Below are 19,724 nucleotides of genomic sequence, written 5' to 3' on the forward strand. Positions count from 1 at the left end.
TCGGCATCGGACGGATGTCGGCGGCCAGGGCACGCAAGTCCTTCTGCAGTCCCTGGCGCTTGGCCGTGTCCATGGCCTGGATCATCTCGTCAGTGATGTCACCCGGTCGACCAGTTCGGCTCCGTCACTCATGATCCTCATACCGCCCGTGACGGCTCAGCCCCCCCCCGGCGGTGATCTCCACTCCGGAGCCGTTCAGACGAACCCGCACCTCTGGGCCGCCGCTCCACACCACCGTCAACTCACCGGCCCCTACGGCCCGTACAGTCACCGTCTCCTCCAACGGCACCGCGTCCGCGTCGCCGGTGAGTCGGGCCAGGGCGACGAACAGCGTGTCGCCCTCCCCCGTCACCGCGCCCAACTCCTCGTCGAGGCCCACGGCGGGCAGCAGTTCGGCGCGGACACCGTCCCGCGGGGCCCACCCCGTCACCCGCACCGGCGTCCCGGGCTCGGCCCCGGCCACGAGGAAGGCGCGTACCTCCACCGCTCCCTGGGCGAGCACGACGCTGGAGACCTGCGTACCTCCGGCCGCCTGGTGCCGCGAGGCCGCCCACCCCTCCCCCACCCCCAGCGGCTCGATCTCCGTACGGCTCGGATCGCCGCCCAGGATCAGGCTGTTGTCGTACGTCGCCGAGGGCTCCGTCACCGTGGAGTAGGCGAGGCGGGTGTAGTACGGGTCGTAGCGGACGTCCTCGCTGCCGTGGTTGTGGAGGCGGACCACGCCGTCGGAACTCGTGGACTGCAGGAGCCAGTTGGGGGCGGCAATCGGGGTGAGCGCGTCGGAGCGCTCCGCCGGACCCGGTTCCTCCACCGCCGTCCACACCTCGTGGTCCGCCGGGAGGAGCAGGCCGAGGAAGCCCTTGCTCGCCCAGTACGGCGATGCCGGACCCGAATAGCCTTGCAGAACCCCGGCGTTGGGGCCGTGCCAGCCGAGGGTGAGCAGGCCGCGGGAGTCCACCGCGCCTCGGTCCAGGAAGTACTTGAGGGCCCCGGAGGCCAGTCGCCGGGTCTCGCCCGGGGACAGCGGGGTGTGGCCCGTCAGCGCGCCCAGCCACAGCGGGACGGTGGTCGCGAAGCGGTACGTCAGGGAGCGGCCCTGGTGCATCGGGGCGCCGTCTGCGCCGAACAGGCGGGCGTAGTCGCCCAGATGGCGGGAGAGGCGGCCGCCGTACAGGTCCATCAACCCGTCGTCCTGGGCCAGCCACGCGTGCAGCACCGGGTAGAGGTGCATGGCCCAGCCGTTGTAGTAGTCGAACTTGCGGCCGTCGCCGTCCGTGTACCAGCCCTCGCCGACGTACCACTGCTCGATGCGCTCCAGGCCGCGGTCGATCGCCTTGCGGGAGGCCTCCGGCTCGTGGCCCACCGATGCCAGGAAGCCGGCGACCGTGACCGGGAACAGCTCCCAGTTGCAGGGCCAGGCCTCGGCGGTGAGCGCGTCGCCGAGCCAGGCCGCGGCCCGCTGCCGTACGGCCTCGTCCAGTCGGTCCCAGAGCAGCGGCTTCGTGATCCGCAGCGCGAACGCGATCGACGCCGCCTCCACCAACGGCTGGCTGCGGTCCTCGATCCGGGGCCAGACTCCCGAGACTCCGGCGGCGAGCCCGTCCGCGTACCGCTCGAGTGCGGGCCCGTCCTGGCGGAAGGCCGCCAGCAGGAGCGTACGGGCGTAGCCCTCCAGTCCGTCGGAGAGGCGGCCGGACCAGCTCTGCCGGTCACCGGGGAGGTGGTAGAGGGCGCGGTCCTCGGTGGCGTACGGCTCCACCGAGGCGAGCAGGGCATCGGCCGCGGCCTCCCAATGGGCGCGCGTGTAGCCGGTGTGCGGACTGAGGGTGCGGTCCTCGGGCGGCAACTGCATCAGTTCTCTTTCTTCCACTCACAGGCTCGCGGCTCGCATCACAGACCTGGGGCGCCCCGGTTCCGGTCGGGACGCCCCAGGCGTCTATCCCACCCTCACAGCCCCCTTGGGCACCAGTCCCTGTGCGAGCAGTTCGTCGCGGACCAGGCCCGCGTACACGGTGGCTCCGTGTACCGAGGTGTGGGTGTTGTCCCTTTTCTCGTTGTAGAGGTAGATCGCCTTCGAGCCCTCCACTCCCAAGGACTCCACCAGCGTCTTCGTCTTCGCCGTCAGGTCGATCAGCGGGACGTCCTCTGCTGCGGCCACCGAGCGGATCACCGCGGGATGGTCCACCCCGAGGCCGTTGACCAGCAGGGCCGTCCCGTTGTTCAGCGTGCCGTCCGAGTTGAACCAGCGTCGCACGATGGGCGTCACGAGGACAGGGTTCCCGCCTTTCTCCCTCACACCCGCGACCAGAGTCTCCAGGTTCGCCCGGTACGTCGCCTCGTCGGTCGTCTTGTCGTTGTGGGCGAGCTGGATGAGGACGAGGTCGCCGTGGCGGATCAGCGGCTGGACCGTGGCCCACAGGCGCGGCTCGGACAGGTACGTCACCGTACTCTCGCCGGAGTCGGCGTAGTTGGCCACGGACACGCCCTTGCGCAGGTACTGGGGCAGTTGCTGCCCCCAGCCGGAGTAGGGGTCGCCGGGCTGGTCGCAGACCGTGGAGTCGCCGACCAGGAAGATCTGGCGGGCGTGCCGGGCGGGGGTGACCTTGATGCCGGCGAGTGCGGGGGCCGAGCCGCCCAGCACGAGGTCCAGGCCCGGTGTGCCGTCGGGTCCGGTCGGCTCGCCCTCCGGGGTGCGCACGTTCACGGTGAAGCTGCGCGAGACCCGCTCACCGGCCGCGGCCGCCGTCTCCGGGAGGAGCGAACGCCGGGTCTCGCCGCTGATCGCGGTGTGCGACTCCGCATCGCCGCCCAGGAGGACCTTCACGTCGTACGTGCCCGGCGGGACGTCGAAGTGGCAGCCGGTCGCGGTGCAGTTCTCCAGGCCCAGTGCACGTCCGGTGTGCGCCTGCGCCGGTACGGCCGTCAGGCCCGAGGCCAGCGCCACCGCCGCCAGCAGGGCCAGGTTGAAACGTCTCATTCGCGGTTCCTCCGTCAGGGGGACAACACCTGGCGCCGGACCGTACCGCCATCTGCAAGCGCTTTCTAGACCTCGAACCGATTTCACAAAATCGCCAACCTCCAGGAGGCGAAAGCCCTTTCGCGAAATCGATTCAACTGTCACTCTCCAAAGCACCCGCACCACCCCCACATGTCTCGAAGGAGGCACCCCCATGTCCGAATCCCCCGTGCATCGACCGGTCGGACGCCGCACCTTCGTTCTCGGTACCGCGGCCGCCGCAGGGACCGCCGCGCTCGCCGGGCCGCTCGCCCAGAGCGCGTCCGCCGCCACCTTCGGCTGGAGCGACGACGGCTCCAACTACGTCGTCGACACCGGCGCGAACCTCGTCTTCAAGGTCAGCAAGACCAACGGCGACCTGACCTCGCTGGTCTACAAGGGCACGCAGTACCAGGGCTACGGCGGCAAGAACTCGCACATCGAGTCCGGCCTCGGCACCTCCACCGTGAGCATCAAGCAGTCCGGCACGACGATCCTGATCTCGGTCGCCTACGGAACGCTGAAGCACTACTACGCGGCCCGCAGCGGTGAGAACAACGTCTACCTGTGGACCAACAAGGCCGACGACTCGGTCTCGGCGACCCGCTACATCCTGCGCGTCAACGCGGGCAAGTTCCTCAACGACGAGCCCGACTCGTACACCTACGCGCCCACCACCATCGAGGCCCAGGACGTCTTCGCGAAGTCCGACGGCCAGACCCGCTCCAAGCACTACGCCAAGGCGCGGGTCATCGACTACAACTACGTCGGCTGGACCACCGGCAGCGTCGGCCTGTACATCGTGCGCTCCAACCACGAGAAGGCCTCCGGCGGCCCGTTCTACCGCTCCCTGCTGCGCCACCAGAGCGCGGACGGCGGTGGCCTGTACGAGATCCTCTACTACGGCGAGAACCAGACGGAGGCCCAGCGCTTCGGCCTCCAGGGCCCCTACGTCATCGCCTTCACCGACGGCGGCGCCCCCTCCTCCGCGCTGCACCCGGGGACCCTCACCACCTCGTGGGCGGACTCGCTCGGCATCTCCGGCTACGTCCCCGCCGGCGGCCGGGGCAAGGTCGCGGGCGTCGGCATCACCGGCCGGAACACGGCGTACCCCTACACGGTCGGACTCGCCAACTCGGCCGCCCAGTACTGGGGTTCGGCACGGTCGTCGGACGGCTACTTCTCCATCGGGGGCGTGCTGCCGGGAACGTACACGCTGACCGTCTTCAAGGGTGAACTCGCCGTCTACACCAGCTCGGTGAGTGTCAGCGCGGGCGGCACGACCACCCTCAACTCCCTCGCGATCCCGTCCTCGAACGATCCGAGCAACGCGAGCGCGATCTGGCGCATCAACGACTGGAACGGCACGCCCAGCGGCTTCAAGAACGCCGACCTGATGACGTACGCCCATCCGTCCGACAGCCGCGCCTCGTCCTGGACCGGGAACGTCATCGTCGGCAGCGGCACCGAGACCTCGTCCTTCCCCTGCTATCTCTGGAAGGACGTCAACAGCGGGATCATCGTCTACTTCAAGCTGACGGCCGCCCAGGCCGCCGCCGCACACACCCTGCGCATCGGCGTGACGACGGCCTACGCCAACGGCCGCCCGCAGGTCGTCGTCAACGACACCTGGACCTCCGCCGTCCCCTCCCCGCCCACCCAGCCGAGCACCCGGTCGCTGACCGTGGGCTCGTACCGGGGCAACAACTACACGTTCACCTACAACGTGCCGGCGTCCGCCTGGCTGACGGACACCAGCGCCTACAACACGCTGAAGATCTACGTGGCGAGCGGTTCGGGGTCGACGTCCTTCCTCAGTGCGGGCACCTCGATCGACGCGATCGACCTCCTGTCCTGACGTCCTGGTCGGCACGGTGGCCCGACGCTCGACGCGCCGGGCCACCGTTCCCGCGGGCCGGGGTTACAGGTAGTACCAGTCCACGGCCACGTCCTCGCCGCCGTTGCCGGAATCGATGATGGAGACGGTCATGACCGGGTTGCCCTTGGACTTGGCATTGACGTAGTAGCACTTGATGTACTGGGAGCCGCGCTTGGGCGGGCAGCTCTGGTCCGAGCGGTAGCCGACGCGTCGGGCGTTGATGTTCTGGGTGTCGGCGGCGAGGAGATGTGCGCTGTCCCAATAGGAGTCGGACGCGGCGCCGTTGCAGGCGGTGAGCTTGGACCCGGTCGAGTCGTCGCCCGTCGAGCCCGCGGCCTGCTGCGTGCCGTTGTAGTAATGGGTCGAGGAGCAGTTCGCCAGTCTCTTCATCGCCGTCGAGGCCCAGCTGAAGTCGCCGCTCCACTGCACCGCATCGCCCGCCAGTGCCGTACCGGCGGTGATACCGAGCACGAGGGTCACGCCGGTTGTCACCGTGCCGACGCGAGCCGCGATCGTTGCTGCACGTGAGCGCCCTGAAGTCGTTGTCGCCATTGTCCTGCTCGTTCCTGTGGGAGGAAGTCGATGACCGAAAAAGAGAATGTCCGGCCCCTTCAGCTCCCGCATGACGTGATCATGGCTCTCTCGTAACGACCTGGCCTTTTCCCGATCGCGCCAGAAGTGAGGGCCCGTTGCCCAACTCTTTAATCTCTGGCGCGAGCGGGAATCGACGTCTAACTACCTCTGGTCCACTGCTGGTTGGTGCCAGTTCCGCAGGCGTACGTGATGATGGCGGCGCCGTTGGCGGTGGACGCGCCGTTCACGTCCAGGCACTTACCACTCGCGCGGGACTTGATGTTCACGTACGAGCCGGTGGTGGTCAGCGACCACTGCTGGCTCGTGGCGGACGCGCTGCAGTTCTCCTGGCTGATCGTGCTCGCGTTCTCCTGCACGCACAGGGAGCTGTTCCTGACCACCAGCTGGTAGTAGCCGCTGCCGACGGACTTGAACCAGTACTTCTGGTTGCCTCCGCCGTTGCAGTCGTACTGCTTGATCTGGGCGCCCTGCCACAGCGACTGGCTGGTCACGTCGGCGCACTTGGAGGAGTGCCGGGCGATCAGCGTGTTGTACGTGGCGCTGGTGCCGCCGACCGTCCCGGCCGCCGTGTCGACGGTGACCTCGGGGTACCAGGACATGGACATCGTGGTGGAGCTCGGGAAGGTCAACGGCAGCCACACGTACCGCGAGTCGTTGACGGTCCCGCCGAAGGAGTTGCCCCAGCGGTCGCCCATGTAGAGGTACGAGGTGCCCGACGTGCCCTGCACCGGAAGGACGTACGCGGTCTGCGAGTTGTAGGCCGTGGAGTCACCGACGTTCGTCATCGAGGTCCACGGACCGGCGAGGGAGGTGGCGGTGGCGTACTGCTGCTGGTTGGCATTCCAGCCGGTGGCGCCCGACGTGAGCATGAAGTAGACGCTGCCCCGCTTGAACAGCGCCGGCGCCTCGCGGTGTCCGCCGACCCACGGGTTGGCGACCAGGCTCGCGATGCCGGTGTAGTCGGCGGTGAGCTTGTAGATGTGCAGGTCGTAGTTCTCGTTGGCCGCCGAGACCATGTAACCGGTGCCGTCGGTGTCGACGAACGTCGTGATGTCGCGGGACATGTTGTCGCCCAGCGGGCGGAAGCTGCCCTGGTAGGTGTAGCTCCCGTCGACCGTGGAGGAGACGGCGACGGCCGCGCGGGCCTCGCTGTAGTCGGTGCCGTTCTCCTTGTGCATCCACATCACGAACTTGCCGGTGGACGCGTTGTAGACGACCTTGGGCCGCTCGATGTAGGCGGTCCCCAGCTCGGCGGCGCTGGACTGGGTCAGGACGTGGTTCCTGAACTCCCAGTTCTTCAGGTCGGTGGAGCGGTAGGCGTCCACGTACCGGAAGGTGTTGTCGGCGTTGCGGTCCTCGCCGAACCAGTAGTAGTAGGAGCCGACCTTGATGACCCCGCCGCCGTGGGCGTGCAGGGCGTTGCCCGAGGTGTCCGTGAACTGGACGCCGTTGGGGACGGTCAGCGGGGCGGCCTGGGCCGGTCCGGCGGTCGCGAGGGCGCCGGCCAGGGCCAGACACAGGGCGAGCAGTACGGCGTATGCACGTCTCATGACGCGACCTCCGTGTTCGTGGCGGTGTCCGCCACCGGTGTGCCGAAGTTCGGGGTGCCGTCCGCGTGCCAGCCGAGCTTCTGGACGCGGGTGTGGCGGTTGGGGTCGTTCAGCGGGTCGCCGACGATCTCCTTGTACTGGCGGGCGTGGTAGACGAGGACGTCGCTGCGGCCGTCCTCGGCGACGGTGAAGCAGTTGTGGCCGGGGCCGTACTGCCTGGTGGTGTCGTTGCTGGTGAAGACGGGGGTCGGCGACTTGGACCAGCTCGCCGGGTTCATGAGGTCGGCGTCAGCGTCCACGGTGAGCAGGCCCATGCAGTAGTGGTAGTCGGTGGCGCTGGCCGAGTAGGACAGGAAGAGCCGGCCGTGGCGGGCGATGACCGAGGGCCCTTCGTTGACCTTGTAGCCGATGCACTCCCAGTCGTACTCCGGGGTGGAGAGCCGGATCTGAGGGCCCGTCAGGGTCCAGGGGTTCGCCATCCTCGACAGAAAGATGCCGGTGTTGTTGTCCAGGCCGGGCTCGTGCTGGGCCCAGGCGAGGTAGCGGCTGCCCCGGTGGGAGAAGGTGGTGGCGTCCAGGGAGAAGGTCTCCCAGGCGGTTTTGACCTGGCCCTTCTCCACCCAAGTCCCCTGGAAGGGATTGGGGTTGGAGTTCTCCAGGACCCAGATGCGGATGTCCCAGACGCTCTCGGCGGGCGCGGAGGCGAAGTAGATGTACCACTTGCCGCCCACGCGGTGGATCTCGGGCGCCCAGATGTGGGCGCCCATGACACCGGTCGGGTGCTTGGTCCAGATGACGGACTCGTCGGCACCCGTGAGGCCGTTGATGGTCCGCGAGCGGCGCAGGATGATGCGGTCGTACTCGGGGACGGTGGCGGTGAAGTAGTAGTAGCCGTCGGTGTGACGGTGGATGTACGGGTCCGCGCGGTTGCGGACGAGGGGGTTCACGAAGGGCGCGGCCTTCTTCGGGCGCGGGGCGGCTTCGGCGGCTGTGGGGGTCACGGCCAGGGCGCCCGCGGCCAGGGCACCCTTCAGCAGCAGTCGTCGATGGGGGACTTCGGGGGCGCGGCTCATACGGACTGCCTCTCGGATGGGGGGTGTCCTGAGAGTGATGTTCGATATTGAGAACATCTGTTGTTATTGCGAACAGCCGAAAGGTACGGCTGGGGAACCAGGAGGTCAACGGGTCGGACGCGATCAGAAGAAGGCGCTTTCTGCCTTCCAGATTTCTGTTATCGGTCAGACCTCCGTGCGTCTCCGATCATGTGCGCAGCCAAATCCACCAGACAGCAGCGGCCGTGGGCGTCCTCGTCACCCTCCTGGCCTGGGCTCCCCCGGCTCTGGCCGCCGGTCCCCGGGACGCCACCGCCGACGTCCTCGCGGACCGGGACGTCACCCTGACCGGCGACACGGTCGTCACCGTGCCGCCGGGGACGACGACGTACGACGGGGTCTTCCGCGGCCGGGGCACGCTCACCGTGCGCGGCAACGGGACGCTGATCCTCACCAAGGACAGTGACTTCACGCTGCCCGGGTCCCGGCAGCGTCAGTCCGTGCGGACGCTCGGCGGCAACCACCCGTACGTCACCACGACCCGCCCGGACCCGCCCGCGGTCACGGTCGAGCGCGGGGCGACCCTCCAGTACGGCAACGGCGGGACGACCGGCCTGATCGGCCACTTCCCGTACAGCACACCGGCGTTCCGGCTGAACCAGGACAACATCCGGGTCGACGGCACCCTGCGGCTGTCCCTGAAGAGCGCCTACAACCTGGGCAGCGTCAGCGGCTCCGGTCTGATCACCCAGCCGCGCTTCCTCTGGGGCACCTGGGACCTGACGTCCGGCCCGTTCGCGGGGGTCATCGACAACGGCACACAGGCCAACGCCGGGCGGCCCGAGTACGCGACCGCGCTGCCTGGCGTGCGCAAGGTGCTCAACCAGGGCACCTGGACCGTGGACACCCCGCTGGGGCAGACCGTCACCCAGCGGATGGACTTCTACCAGCGCGAGTACGGCAGCGACATCAACGTCCAGTCCCGGCCGGGCGGCAAGGTGATCCTCACGGGCCAGTACAGCTGGTCGAACCAGGGCGGTGACACCGATCCCTCGCTCAGCGATCCCGCCCTGAACTGGACGCCGGCCACCAAGAACGTCAACAAGCGCGGCACCAACATCAAGGGCGCGAACGTCCAGTGGGGCGACGGGACGACCCACCGGATCTTCATGCCGGGCACAGCACAGACGGTCTACATCAACCTGCTGGCCGCGCGCTCCCGTTCACTCCTGACCTTCGACTACAACGGGCCGGTCACCCTGGGCGCCCCCATCGGCGGCGGCCGCTTCCACGACACCCTGTCCGCGCCCGGCGCGGGGGACATCGTCATCAAGGGGACGAAGGGCAATGACGTCACCTTCGCGGCCGTCCAGTACTACGACGGTTCCACGACCGTCGAGAAGGGTGCCGTGCTCCGGCTCGGGAACGGCAGGTCCGGCGGCGACGGCGGCCTCTACACCGGGGGCGCCCACTACAAGGTCGTGAACGACGGCTCGCTCGTGCTCGACAACGCGGCCAAGTCCCTCACCCTGCCCCGGATCAGCGGCAGCGGCTCCCTCACCCAGGCGGGCAGGGCGACGACGACACTGACCGGAAGCGCGGTGACGTACACGGGGACGACGACGGTCGAGAAGGGCACGCTCGCCCTGCGGTCCGGAGCAACTCTCGCTCACAGCAAGGGAATCCGGCTGACTTCGACGGCCGCACGGCTGGACGCAGGCTCGGCCGGTCTTCGCGTGGTCTCCTCGCTGTCCGGCAAGGGCACGGTGAAGGGCGCGGTCATCAACAAGGGTGTGGTGGCGGGCGGCCTCACGGTCAACGGCGGTTACACGCAGAGCGCGAAGGGTGAACTGGTCCTACGAGAAGGTCCGTTGAAGGTGACCGGCCCGGTACGGCTTGCCGGTGAGCTCGACTTCTCGGCAGCCGGGACCGACCCGGCGCGCAGGATCACCGTGCTGGACAACAAGGGCACGTCGAAGACCAAGGGTGCCTTCAAGGGCCTGAAGGAGGGCACGCGGCTCGAGCTCGCCGACACGACGTACCGGATCACCTATCGGGGCGGCGACGGCAACGACGTCGTACTGACCGCCGTCTCGGCAACCGCGTCCCCGAGCGTCCGCTCCGCCACGACGCCGAGGGCAGCGGCCGTGGCACCCCACGCCACGGCTGAGGTGGCCGAGGGGCTGGGCTGGTGGCCGTACCTCCTGGCGGTGGGACTGCTGGTCGGCCTGGTGATCCCGCCGACGGTGAGAAGGCAGGGCAGGCAGCAGCGGGGCGGACGCCATGCGGCGCAGTGATCGGTGCCGGGGCGGGGCGGGAAGAGCGGGCCGCCCCTGGAGGGCCGGCCTGCCGTACGTGCCCGTCGATCGATCTGTGCTCGGCCGCCCTGCCTTCCTCGACCGTGCTTCCCGTCCCGGGCGTCCCCGGGCAGCCGCCCACGGTCCGGTGATGTCCTGGGTCCGGGTGAGGCCCTTGAGCGCCGCCGTCCGCTCCACGCGGGAACCCGGCCCGTCTCGGGGGCGGGGGCGGAGCCGGGGATCTCCGCCGCTTTGGCCGCCACGAGGCCGGTGTCCGGGTCGTGCCTGCGGGTGAGCGTGGTCCCGCATACTGGTCCCGGTGTTCGCGGACCGGACAGCCGCGGCCGTCTTGCGGCCCTTCGGTTAGCGTCGAGGCATGACCAGCGACACCCCGGAAGTCCCCGACGCCCTCGCCCGCCCCTTCGCCGAGGCCCTCGCCGCCGGCCCGGTCGTGCTCGACGGCGGCATGTCCAACCAGCTGGAGTCCGCCGGGCACGACCTGAGCGACGGACTGTGGTCGGCGCGGCTGCTCGCGGAGCGGCCCGAGGCGATCACCGAGGCGCATCTCGCGTACTACGAGGCGGGCGCGGACGTGGCGATCACGTCCAGCTACCAGGCCACCTTCGAGGGGTTCGCCGAGCGCGGGATCGAGCGCGAGCGAGCGGCGGAACTGCTGGCCCTGAGCGTCGAGTTGGCGCGCGAGGCGACGCGGCAGGCCCGGGCGAAGGGGGTCCGGCGGCCGCTGTACGTGGCGGCCTCGGTCGGGCCGTACGGCGCGATGCTCGCGGACGGCTCGGAGTACCGGGGGCGCTACGGCCTGAGCGTGGCCGAGCTGGAGGCCTTCCACCGGCCCCGCCTCGAGGTGCTCGCGGCGGCCGGGCCCGACGTCCTGGCCCTGGAGACGATCCCCGACAGCGACGAGGCGCGGGCGCTGCTCGGCGCGATCCGTGGCCTCGGTGTCCCGGCCTGGCTCTCCTACTCCGTCGCCGGCGACCGCACCCGGGCGGGCCAGCCCCTGGAGGAGGCGTTCGCCCTGGCCGCCGACGTGGACGAGATCATCGCGGTCGGCGTCAACTGCTGTGTGCCGGAGGACGTGGACCACGCGATCGAGACGGCCGCGCGGGTCACCGGCAAGCCGGTCGTCGTCTACCCCAACAGCGGGGAGTCCTGGAACGCGGGGGCGCGCCGCTGGGAGGGACGGTCCTCGTTCACGTCGGACGAGGTCATGGGGTGGAGGGAGTCGGGCGCACGGCTGATCGGGGGATGCTGCCGGGTTGGTCCTGAGGCGATCTCGGGGATTGCGGGAGCGGTGCGTTAGCGGGAGCGGTGCGTTAGCGGGAACGGTGCGTTAGCGGGAACGGTGCGCCTTTTCGCCCCGGGGGCTTTGTCAGGCGGCTGTTGCATTCGCCGCTACCGGGCCGGCCGGGAACACCTCGTTGCGGATGGGCTGCTCGGGCCGCTGCTCGTCCACGAGCAGCATGTCCGTCCGCGTGGTGTGCCCGCCGGTCCGTTCGGGATGATTTGCCCCGGGCCCACCGGGTACTCGCCGCCAGGTACGACGCACGCGCTATCGCGGGAGGTACCTCATGGGCAAGCTGGGCGACATGGCGAACAAGGCCAAGGCAATGGCGAAGGGCCACCCGGACCAGGCCGACAAGGGCGTGACGCGCGCTGAGCGCATGGTCGACGAGCGGACCGGGAACAAGTACGACGCCCAGACCGACAAGGCCGCCGACGCGGCCCGTCGCACCTACCGGGACAGCGGTACGACGGAGCGCTGACGCGCATGACCGACCTTCGGCCCCCGGCGCACAGCCGGGGGCCGAAGACGTGTGGCCGGCTCCGGGGCACGACAAGTCCTCTTGGGCTGATCGAGAGGAGAGATCGGGGGTACACGGCCCGCATGGCACCGAAGAACGATCACTCCAAGCTCCTGCGGGCGGTACGGCAGATGCGCCGCATCCGAGCCTTCTACGCGCTGGGCGCTCTTCTCTGGGCGGCGACCGCCGCTTGGGGAGGCTTGCAGAACTTCGGCAGTCGGCAGATGTGGGTGCCCGTACTCCTCTTGGTCGTCTTCGCCGGCCTGCTGTCCGCGACGACCCTGTGGCTGCGGCAGCACCGGTCCGAGACCGCCGACCGGCCAGCCCACCACGCCGCTCCAGGGAGGCCGGCCGTGCGTCGCCACGCGAGCGCCTGACCCACGGACCTGCGGGCCCGGGGCCCGCGGACCCGCGGCGGCGCTCGGCCGGACACGAAGCCGTCGGCGTCGAGGGCCGCCACCCGTGGACGTTCTCTCAGGGACGCCTCCCGGGGCCACCTCCACCCCATCACACGCATCGCGCGGCGCAGGAGTTCCGTTGGCGCCGACACTCGGCGGTCGGCGCCCGCTGAGGGACCGTCCGGGGGGTAGTCGCTTGCCATGACTGTCTACGGATTACATGCCTCGCACGAGCAGATTCCGCCAGCGGATCTGCTCGACGCCGTGGTACGCGCGGAGCAGGCGGGCTTCACCGCCGCCATGTGCTCGGACCACTTCTCGCCGTGGAGCGTGCGTCAGGGGGAGTCCGGCTTCGCCTGGTCCTGGCTCGGAGCCGCTCTCCAGGCCACCGATCAGGTGCCGTTCGGTGTGGTGAACGCGCCCGGCCAGCGCTACCATCCCGCCGTCGTCGCCCAGGCGATCGCCACGCTCGCGTCCATGAACCCGGGCCGGTTCTGGACAGCGCTCGGCACCGGAGAGGCCTCCAATGAACACATCACCGGCGCGCGCTGGCCCCGCAAGGACATCCGTTCCGCGCGCCTGCGGGAGTGCGTCGACGTCATCCGGGCGCTGCTGCGGGGCGAGGAGGTCAGCCACGACGGGCTGGTGACCGTGGACCGGGCCCGGCTGTGGACGCTGCCGCCCGAGGAACCGCCGCTGATAGGAGCCGCGTGCAGCACTGCCACCGCGGCCTGGTGCGCCGAGTGGGCGGACGGACTGATCACGGTCAACGCCCCGCGCGAACGCCTGCGCGAGATCATCGGCGCGTACCGTGACGCGGGCGGGCGTGGCCCTCTCCACCTCCAGGTGCACCTGAGCTGGGCGCCCGACGAGGCCGAGGCACTCGCCCTCGCGCACGACCAGTGGCGGACCAACGTGCACGCCCCGCCGGTCAGTTGGGACCTCGACTCCGCGGAACTGTTCGATGTCGTCAGCGAGCACGTCACCCCCGAGGAGGTGGCGCGCACGGTCGACGTCTCCTCCGACCTCGGCCGGCACGCCGCCCGGCTCCAGGAGTACGCCGACCTGGGGTTCGACGCGGTGATGCTGCACCATGTGGGCCGGGAACAGGCCGCGTTCATCGACGCGTTCGGCGCCGAGGTGCTGCCGCGACTCGACGTGACCCGCCCGATTCCCGCCACGGCGAAGGAGTACCGATGCGTCTGACCCGCACGTCCGACCTGTGGTGGAAGAACGCGGTGGTGTACTGCCTGGACGTCGAGACGTACCAGGACGGCAACGGCGACGGCATCGGAGACTTCGCGGGGCTCACCCAGCGCATCGACCACCTGGTGCGCCTTGGCGTGACCTGCGTGTGGCTGATGCCCTTCTACCCCACGCGGGAGCGCGACGACGGCTACGACATCACGGACTTCTACGGCGTGGACCCGCGCCTGGGCACCCTCGGCGACTTCGCCGAGTTCGTCCGCACCGCGCGCGACCGCGGCATCCGCGTGATCGCCGATCTCGTCGTCAACCACACCTCCGAGGAGCACCCCTGGTTCCAGGACGCCCGCTCCGGCCGGGACTCCGCCCACCGCGACTGGTACGTCTGGAAGGACGAGCCACCGGAGGACGGTCCCCAGGGCGTGGTCTTCCCCGACGCGGAGGACAGCCTGTGGGAGTACGACGAGGGCAGCGGCCAGTACTACCTGCACCGCTTCTATAAGCAGCAGCCCGACCTCAACGTCGCCCACCCCGAGGTCCGTGACGAGATAGCCCGCATCATGGGCTTCTGGACCCAGCTCGGCCTGTCCGGCTTCCGGGTCGACGCCGTGCCCTTCCTGCTGGAGACCGACGGACAGAGCGACGCGGGGGAACTGCCCGACCCGCACGAGTACCTCGCCGACCTGCGTGCCTTCCTCGGCCGCCGCAACGGCGAGTCGGTCCTGCTCGGCGAGGTCAACCTGCCCTACGACGGCACCACGCGCTTCTTCGGCGACCCGTCCTCGGACCGCGGCGACGAGCTCACCATGTGCTTCGACTTCGTCGCGATGCAGCAGATGTACCTGTCGATGGCACGCCACGACGCCAGGCCGCTGGCCGCCGCACTGCGCGACCGCCCCGCGGCGCCGCGCGACGCCCACTGGGCGATGTTCGTGCGCAACCACGACGAACTCACCCTCGACAAACTCAGCGACGCCGAACGGGCCGAGGTGTTCGCGTCCTTCGGCCCGGAGAAGGACATGCAGTTGTACGACCGCGGGCTGCGGCGCAGGCTCCCGCCCATGGTCGACGGCGACCGACGCCGCGTCGAACTGGCCTACAGCCTGCTGTTCACCCTCCCGGGCACCCCTGTGCTCTTCTACGGCGAGGAACTCGGCATGGGCGAGAACCTGGCCGCGGAGGGACGCCAGGCCGTACGCACCCCGATGCAGTGGACCCCGGAGAAGGGCGCCGGGTTCTCCACCGCCGAGCCGGACGCCTTCCCCAACCCGCTGGTGGACGGAGCGTTCGGCCCCCAGAAGGTCAACGTGTACGAGCAGAGCCGCGATCCTGCTTCCCTGCTGAGCCGCATGCGTCTGTTCATCGAACGCTACCGGGAGGCCCCCGAACTGGCCTGGGGGGACTACCGCTTGCTCACGACAGGGGAGGACGCCGTGCTGGCGCACGTCTGCCGCGCCGGCGACGGCACCGTGCTGGCCGTCCACAACTTCGCGGACCGGCCTCACACCGTACGGCTGGAACTGGCCGAGGCCGGATCCGGCGGGCGGCTGACGGACCTGCTCGACGAGGGACACAGCGGTCTCAAGGCAGGCGAGGACGGCATGTTCCACGTCGACCTGCCCCCGTACGGCTATCGGTGGCTCCGCGTCGGCACCCCGGCGGACGACCCCGAAAGCATCGCGTCCGGCTGACAACCTGTGAGTGGCGGCCCCGAGCCACGCCGGCTGGGCCGCCTCGCCGTACGCACCGCGCTGGGCCGTACGGCGGAGGACCCCGCCGTACGGCACCTGCTGCTGGGCACCCACGTGGTGGTCCGGGACTCGGTCACCCTCAGTGCCGCCGCGCGAGCCCCGAGCGCCGCAGCCGTCGTACGACCGACCGCAGTTCCGCCGTGCGCGCCGGCCAGCCCTCCGCCGGTTCCGACACGGGCGCCGTCTCCTCGGTCGTCGGGTCCGCCGTCCATACCGCGAAATCGTCGTTCCGAGGGCCGGATACGACGTAGGGGTCGCCCTTGCCGAAGATCTGCACGGGGTGGGTGCCGTCCCAGGCCTGCCAGCCGGGGTCGCCGTCGGCGGCGAAGCGCACCCATGCCCCGTGCATGGCGTCGGCGAGCTCGGCCGGGGCGCCCTCGCCCGCGAGCTTGGCGGACTCGGGGGTGTCGCCGGTGTCGAAGACGAAGCCCAGTTCCAGGCCGTGGCAGGCGCCGAGGTACGGCAGGTGGGAGGGCCAGGCGAACTCGTAGACGTACGACGTGCCCGGGCGGGCCTCGGCGAGGCGGTGCAGCGGGATGCGGAGCAGGTGGTCGGTGACCATCTGGCCGACGGTCTCGGCGGTGCCGGCGTCGGGGTGCAGGGCGCGGTAGCCGCGGACCACCTCGGAGCCGCAGTGGCAGCGGGCCATGGCACCGGCGAGGGCGACAGGGCCGAGCCGTTCGACGCGCTCCAGGAGCCCCCCGGGGACGAGCCACAGGCGGTACTCGTCGCTGGTCCAGCCCAGCATCAGCTCGACGTCCTTCGCGACGCCGGCACCCGGGTCGGTGAGCGCCTCCAGCGGATCACGCGGCACGAGGTCGCCGTCGACCACGATCCCGAACGCGGGACCGCCGAGGACCGGGCTGCTGAGCCGGCCCACCTCGGCCTGGGTTCGCAGCAGCAGGTCACGGTCGACGTCGGCGAAGGCCGCCGCGGTCGCGGGGATTTTCAGCCGGGTGGCCATCCGGCGCACCATCCGCCGTACCTTGTCGCGGTCGCCCACCTCGGGCGGCCCGCTCTGGAGAACCGCCCGCCGGACCAGTCCCTGGGCCTGCGGAGCGGCCAGCAGGGCGCCGGTACTGATCGCGCCGGCCGACTGCCCGGCCAGCGTCACCCGCCCGGGGTCGCCGCCGAAGGCCTCGATCGCCGCGTGGACCCAGGTGAGCGCGGCGAGCTGGTCGCGCAGGCCGGGGTTGGCAGGGGTGTCCGGGAAGAGGCCGTAGCCCTCGACGCCGAGCCGGTAGTTGACCGAGACGAACACGACGCCGTTCCGGGCGAAGGAATGCCCGTCGTACACCGGCACCGCGGAGGATCCCCTGGTCAACGCGCCGCCGTGCAGCCACACCAGGACCGGGAGGCGGGCTCCGGGGCCGGGCTCGGGGGTCCACACGTTGAGGTTGAGGCAGTCGTCGCCGGGCACGGACGGGTCGGAGAGGTACTGCGCGAAGGCGTCGGAGTACGGCGGTTTCGGCGCCGTCGGCCCGAAGTCGACCGTGTCGCGGACACCGTCCCAGGGTTCGGGCGGCTGCGGCGGCCGGAAGCGGCGGGGACCGAAGGGCGGGGCCGCGTACGGGATGCCCCGGAAAACCGCGACGCCGTCCTCGTACCGGCCGCGCACGTGCCCGTACGGCGTGCTGACCACGGGTGCCGACTGGACTCCTGTCATCCCCAGCCTCCTCACCGCACTACTGCACCATGAACAACAGAGCACCACATTTCCGCTCCGTATTCCGGTGCAGAGCGTGGGCCAGCCGCTACTTGGCGTACATGATCGATCGCTGCGTCCGCGACTGAGACACCCGCCAGGTCTGTGGGTGAGCGTTCGACGTTTCGAAAGTCAGGAGGTCCTGAAGACCCGCCAAGCCGGACCTCTTCCCGACTTCATCGGGCGAACCTAGGGTAGGAAGCGCTTACTATTTCCGCGCTGGTCGAAACTTTCATGGCCCTCGGGCGGGCCGGAGAGGTGGTTCCCGATGGTCCGCACGGGGAGTGCGAGCGTGGCGGCCGGACCCACGCTGGCGGTCGTGGCCCGGGAGGCGGGCGTCTCGGTGCCGACCGCCTCCAAGGTGGTCAACGGCCGCGAGGACGTGGCTCCCGAGACGCGCCGACGGGTCACCGAGGCACTGGACCGGCTCGGGTACGTCCGCAGACCGAGGTTCGACGCGGCGAAGTCGTCGGGCCTCGTCGACCTCGTCGTGCACTCCCTGGAGACCTCCTGGTCGGGGGCGGTGCTGCACGGGGTGGAGGCGGCCGCCCACGACGCGGGCCTGGAGGTGGTGGTCTCGGCCGGGCTGCCCCGGAACCGGGCGGGGCGCCCGGATCGCGGCTGGATGGACAAGCTCACCGCCCGCGGCTCCTCGGGGGTGCTGTTCAACCTGGCCGAGCTGACGTCGTCGCAGTACGGCTGGCTGGACCAGCAGCGCATCCCCTACGTCCTGATCGACCCGGATCTGGAGCCGCCGCCGGGCGTGGTCTCGGTGGGCGCGGCGAACTGGCAGGGCGGGGTGACCGCGACCGAGCACCTGCTCGCGCTCGGCCATGAGCGCATCGCGGTCGTCGCCGGTCACCAGCGCAGGATGTGCAGCAGCGCGCGGGTGGCGGGCTACCGTTCCGCGCTCGCCGCGGCGGGGATACGGCAGCGTCCCGAGTACGTCCGCCACGCCGGGTTCGACCAGAGCGCGGCCCACCGCCGCACGCTGGAACTCCTCGATCTGCCCGAACCGCCCACCGCGGTCTTCGTCTGCTCCGACCACATGGCCCTCGGCGTGTACGAGGCCCTGGCCGGACGCGGCCTGCGTGTCCCCGACGACATCAGCGTCGTGGGTTTCGACGACCTCCCCGAGGCCCGCTGGACCACGCCGGCCCTCACCACGGTCCGTCAGCCCCTGTCGGAGATGGCGGCGACGGCCCTGCGGCTGCTGGTGCGCATGGTGGAGGGCGACCGGCCGGAGAGCACCCGGACCGAGCTGTCGACGCGGCTGGTGGAGCGGGCCAGCACGGCCCCGCCGCGCGACTGAACGTCGACCGGCTGCAGGGGCCACCCACCGCCGGATTCGTTCAGCTTCGGTCATCCGCGGGCGAGGGGAACTGGCCGGGGCGAACGGGCGTCGAACGATGCGGCGGGGAGGGGGGCCGCTGCCCCTGCCGGGGCGGCGGCGAGCACTTGGGGGACGACCATGACGCGCTGGCGGCCGCTGCCGGACTCGCTTCCGAGGGAGGCGCGGCATCTCGTCGAGCAACTGCGGCACCTCAAGGACCGTACGGATCTGAGCCTCGCCGAGCTGGCCCGGCGCACCGCTTACAGCAAGTCGTCCTGGCAGCGGTATCTCAGCGGGGCCAAGCAGCCGCCGCGGGGTGCGGTGCAGGCGCTGTGCCGGGTGGCGGGCGCGGACCAGGCGCGGCTGCTGGCGCTGTGGGAACTGGCCGACCCGGTCTGGCCGTACGGCACGCTGGTGACCGCGGTCGTGCCGGAGGTGATGGTGGCGGTTCCGGCCGGTCTCGAGTACCGGCGGTGGCGTACGGCGGCGCTGGTCGCGTTCGCCGTCATCGTGCTGCTGGTGGCGGGGGTGCTGTGGGCGTGGCCGTCGGGGCGCGGGTGACCGTGCGGCCGCCCGCTCCCCCGCCGGCCGGGGTCAGTCGACCTGGTCGTAGTACGCGTTCCGCCAGGGGCCGGTGCCCTTGAGCTTCACCCGGTACTTGCCGCTGACCCGCTTGAAGTCGACGTCCCGCTTGTCGCCGTGGTAGCGGACCTGGCCGCCCGAGAAGGGGCCGTGGAGCCACTGCTGGGCGAACTCCCAGCTCTGGTCGGTGACCACGCCGTCGTTCTCCGTGAGGCCGTAGCGCTCCTGCCACCACTGGGTGGCCGACTCGGTCCGCGCGCCGAAGGCCCCGTCGATCTGGTTCCTGGAGTAGTTGTGCCAGTCCCCGTCCTCGTCCTGCCACTTGGCGCCGTCCGCGTACAGGACGGACTGCCACAGGGCCGTGGCGTTGCTGTTGGTGTGGTCGTCGACGCTCAGGTTCTCCTCGTCCTGCCAGTCGTCGCTGACCACGCCGTTGCCGTCGATGCCGTGGTACGAGTCCGCTTCGGCCGCCGGCGCCACGGCGAGGCCGAGTGTCCCGGCGCCCAGCAACGCGGCCGTCACCGTCGCGACGGCCCGCTTGCGCATGCTCATGGAAGTCTCC

The 19,724-nt window shown here is 70.4% G+C and carries 16 protein-coding genes; 9 read left to right on the top strand and 7 right to left on the bottom strand.

Going from position 1 to position 19,724, the window contains the following annotated elements; translation table 11 throughout:
- Positions 1-124: 124 nt before the first annotated feature.
- Entirely contained in the window at positions 125-1,852 is a 1,728-nt protein-coding gene (locus tag ACGFWE_RS08810) for a DUF2264 domain-containing protein (RefSeq protein ID WP_393598816.1), read from the bottom strand.
- A gap of 84 nt (positions 1,853-1,936) precedes the next feature.
- Positions 1,937-2,977, bottom strand: coding sequence for a rhamnogalacturonan acetylesterase (locus ACGFWE_RS08815; RefSeq protein WP_352381779.1), 1,041 nt, complete (start codon positions 2,975-2,977; stop codon positions 1,937-1,939).
- A gap of 193 nt (positions 2,978-3,170) precedes the next feature.
- Here ACGFWE_RS08815 and ACGFWE_RS08820 point away from each other — a divergent pair, with 193 nt between their 5' ends.
- Positions 3,171-4,853, top strand: coding sequence for a rhamnogalacturonan lyase B N-terminal domain-containing protein (locus ACGFWE_RS08820; RefSeq protein WP_393598818.1), 1,683 nt, complete (start codon positions 3,171-3,173; stop codon positions 4,851-4,853).
- 63 nt (positions 4,854-4,916) lie between these two features.
- Here ACGFWE_RS08820 and ACGFWE_RS08825 read toward each other — a convergent pair whose 3' ends face one another.
- From ACGFWE_RS08825 to ACGFWE_RS08835, 3 genes are all read right to left on the bottom strand, one after another.
- Complete coding sequence (locus tag ACGFWE_RS08825) at positions 4,917-5,366, bottom strand: hypothetical protein (protein ID WP_393598820.1); 450 nt, start codon at positions 5,364-5,366, stop codon at positions 4,917-4,919.
- Positions 5,367-5,605: 239 nt separating this feature from the next.
- Positions 5,606-7,018: an RICIN domain-containing protein gene (locus tag ACGFWE_RS08830; RefSeq protein ID WP_352381785.1), complete on the bottom strand. Its 1,413-nt coding sequence runs from the start codon at positions 7,016-7,018 to the stop codon at positions 5,606-5,608.
- Positions 7,015-8,091 (bottom strand): family 43 glycosylhydrolase, encoded by a 1,077-nt coding sequence (locus tag ACGFWE_RS08835; RefSeq protein WP_393598822.1) that lies wholly within the window; start codon positions 8,089-8,091, stop codon positions 7,015-7,017. Before ACGFWE_RS08835 ends, ACGFWE_RS08830 begins: the two co-directional genes overlap by 4 nt.
- 191 nt (positions 8,092-8,282) lie before the next feature.
- On the opposite strand from ACGFWE_RS08835, the gene ACGFWE_RS08840 reads away from it, so the two are divergent.
- From ACGFWE_RS08840 to ACGFWE_RS08865, 6 genes are all read left to right on the top strand, one after another.
- On the top strand, positions 8,283-10,367 hold the full coding sequence (locus tag ACGFWE_RS08840) for an autotransporter (protein ID WP_393598824.1): 2,085 nt from the start codon (positions 8,283-8,285) through the stop codon (positions 10,365-10,367).
- A gap of 376 nt (positions 10,368-10,743) precedes the next feature.
- Entirely contained in the window at positions 10,744-11,685 is a 942-nt protein-coding gene (mmuM, locus tag ACGFWE_RS08845; RefSeq protein WP_393598826.1) for a homocysteine S-methyltransferase, read from the top strand.
- Positions 11,686-11,953: 268 nt separating this feature from the next.
- A complete protein-coding gene (locus ACGFWE_RS08850) occupies positions 11,954-12,148 on the top strand; it encodes an antitoxin (protein WP_352381792.1) in 195 nt (64 codons plus the stop codon).
- A gap of 122 nt (positions 12,149-12,270) precedes the next feature.
- A complete protein-coding gene (locus ACGFWE_RS08855) occupies positions 12,271-12,564 on the top strand; it encodes a hypothetical protein (RefSeq protein ID WP_393598828.1) in 294 nt (97 codons plus the stop codon).
- 222 nt (positions 12,565-12,786) lie between these two features.
- The gene (locus ACGFWE_RS08860) at positions 12,787-13,791 is read left to right on the top strand and encodes a TIGR03885 family FMN-dependent LLM class oxidoreductase (protein WP_393598829.1); all 1,005 of its coding nucleotides are present in this window, start codon (positions 12,787-12,789) and stop codon (positions 13,789-13,791) included.
- Positions 13,782-15,482 carry an alpha-amylase family protein gene (locus ACGFWE_RS08865; protein WP_352381798.1) on the top strand — a complete coding sequence of 567 codons (1,701 nt, stop codon included), beginning with the start codon at positions 13,782-13,784 and terminating at the stop codon, positions 15,480-15,482. Before ACGFWE_RS08860 ends, ACGFWE_RS08865 begins: the two co-directional genes overlap by 10 nt.
- A 139-nt stretch (positions 15,483-15,621) precedes the next feature.
- On the opposite strand, the gene ACGFWE_RS08870 is transcribed toward ACGFWE_RS08865, so the two are convergent.
- Positions 15,622-17,208, bottom strand: a complete 1,587-nt coding sequence (locus tag ACGFWE_RS08870; protein WP_393598831.1) for a carboxylesterase/lipase family protein — start codon at positions 17,206-17,208, stop codon at positions 15,622-15,624.
- Positions 17,209-17,515: 307 nt separating this feature from the next.
- Between ACGFWE_RS08870 and ACGFWE_RS08875 the strand changes: the two genes are divergently transcribed.
- Complete coding sequence (locus tag ACGFWE_RS08875) at positions 17,516-18,559, top strand: substrate-binding domain-containing protein (protein ID WP_352381802.1); 1,044 nt, start codon at positions 17,516-17,518, stop codon at positions 18,557-18,559.
- Positions 18,560-18,718: 159 nt separating this feature from the next.
- Positions 18,719-19,141, top strand: a complete 423-nt coding sequence (locus ACGFWE_RS08880) for a helix-turn-helix domain-containing protein (protein ID WP_352381804.1) — start codon at positions 18,719-18,721, stop codon at positions 19,139-19,141.
- A 33-nt stretch (positions 19,142-19,174) separates the two neighbouring features.
- Here ACGFWE_RS08880 and ACGFWE_RS08885 read toward each other — a convergent pair whose 3' ends face one another.
- Positions 19,175-19,714, bottom strand: a complete 540-nt coding sequence (locus ACGFWE_RS08885; protein ID WP_352381806.1) for a peptidoglycan-binding protein — start codon at positions 19,712-19,714, stop codon at positions 19,175-19,177.
- Between the last annotated feature and the right edge of the window lie 10 nt (positions 19,715-19,724).

This window comes from Streptomyces sp. NPDC048523 (assembly GCF_043199815.1).
In the GTDB taxonomy this organism is placed as follows: domain Bacteria; phylum Actinomycetota; class Actinomycetes; order Streptomycetales; family Streptomycetaceae; genus Streptomyces.

Coding starts and splice junctions, on each gene's coding strand:
- ACGFWE_RS08810 (WP_393598816.1), bottom strand. CDS start 1,852: ATGCAGTTGCCGCCCGAGGACCGCACCCTCAGTCCGCACACCGGCTAC.
- ACGFWE_RS08815 (WP_352381779.1), bottom strand. CDS start 2,977: ATGAGACGTTTCAACCTGGCCCTGCTGGCGGCGGTGGCGCTGGCCTCG.
- ACGFWE_RS08820 (WP_393598818.1), top strand. CDS start 3,171: ATGTCCGAATCCCCCGTGCATCGACCGGTCGGACGCCGCACCTTCGTT.
- ACGFWE_RS08830 (WP_352381785.1), bottom strand. CDS start 7,018: ATGAGACGTGCATACGCCGTACTGCTCGCCCTGTGTCTGGCCCTGGCC.
- ACGFWE_RS08835 (WP_393598822.1), bottom strand. CDS start 8,091: ATGAGCCGCGCCCCCGAAGTCCCCCATCGACGACTGCTGCTGAAGGGT.
- mmuM (WP_393598826.1), top strand. CDS start 10,744: ATGACCAGCGACACCCCGGAAGTCCCCGACGCCCTCGCCCGCCCCTTC.
- ACGFWE_RS08850 (WP_352381792.1), top strand. CDS start 11,954: ATGGGCAAGCTGGGCGACATGGCGAACAAGGCCAAGGCAATGGCGAAG.
- ACGFWE_RS08855 (WP_393598828.1), top strand. CDS start 12,271: ATGGCACCGAAGAACGATCACTCCAAGCTCCTGCGGGCGGTACGGCAG.
- ACGFWE_RS08860 (WP_393598829.1), top strand. CDS start 12,787: ATGACTGTCTACGGATTACATGCCTCGCACGAGCAGATTCCGCCAGCG.
- ACGFWE_RS08865 (WP_352381798.1), top strand. CDS start 13,782: ATGCGTCTGACCCGCACGTCCGACCTGTGGTGGAAGAACGCGGTGGTG.
- ACGFWE_RS08870 (WP_393598831.1), bottom strand. CDS start 17,208: ATGACAGGAGTCCAGTCGGCACCCGTGGTCAGCACGCCGTACGGGCAC.
- ACGFWE_RS08875 (WP_352381802.1), top strand. CDS start 17,516: ATGGTCCGCACGGGGAGTGCGAGCGTGGCGGCCGGACCCACGCTGGCG.
- ACGFWE_RS08880 (WP_352381804.1), top strand. CDS start 18,719: ATGACGCGCTGGCGGCCGCTGCCGGACTCGCTTCCGAGGGAGGCGCGG.
- ACGFWE_RS08885 (WP_352381806.1), bottom strand. CDS start 19,714: ATGAGCATGCGCAAGCGGGCCGTCGCGACGGTGACGGCCGCGTTGCTG.